Below are 510 nucleotides of genomic sequence, written 5' to 3'. Positions count from 1 at the left end.
AACTGGCTGACCAATATCACCTTCTACGCCATGACCTATGCCACGCCGGTGATCATGGCCAACCGCTACGGCCCGGAAGGCGACAGCCACTTCTGGGGCGGCAGCCGGATCCTTGACCCGCGCGGCGAGGTCCTCGCCGCCGCCGACGACGGCGAGGCGCTGGTGACCGCGCAGCTGGACCGCGAGGCCATCGCCCGCGCCCGCTACGACATGCCCACGCACCGCGACGCCGACACCCCGCTGGTGCGCCGGCTGCTGGAGTACGGTGACCGATGAGCACCGACGATATCGCCGGCTGGGCCCTCGGCCTGCGACCGGGCGACCTCCCGCAGGCCGCGCTCGCGGAGGCCCGGCGCTGCCTGCTCGACACCCTCGGCGTGGCCGCCGGCGCGACGTGCACGCGGCTGGGCGGCATCGTCGCCGCGTTCGCCCATGCCCAGATGCCCGGCGCCGTACCGCTGCTGTTCAGCCCCGGCACTGCGTCCGCCGTCGGCGCGGCGCTGCACGGCG

Annotated in this window: 2 protein-coding genes; both read left to right on the top strand. The window is 74.3% G+C overall.

All coding sequences use genetic code 11. The annotated features are described in order from the left end of the window. On the top strand, positions 1-276 hold a 276-nt coding region (locus tag G7A99_RS24685), incomplete at its 5' end, for a nitrilase-related carbon-nitrogen hydrolase (RefSeq protein ID WP_305792386.1). Continuing rightward, positions 273-510: MmgE/PrpD family protein (locus tag G7A99_RS24680; RefSeq protein ID WP_163144718.1), on the top strand; the 238-nt coding region annotated here is incomplete at its 3' end. The genes G7A99_RS24685 and G7A99_RS24680, both read left to right, overlap by 4 nt.

The sequence above is a fragment of the Arhodomonas sp. KWT genome (assembly GCF_010993615.1).
This window is presented reverse-complemented; position numbering and strand designations above follow the sequence as displayed.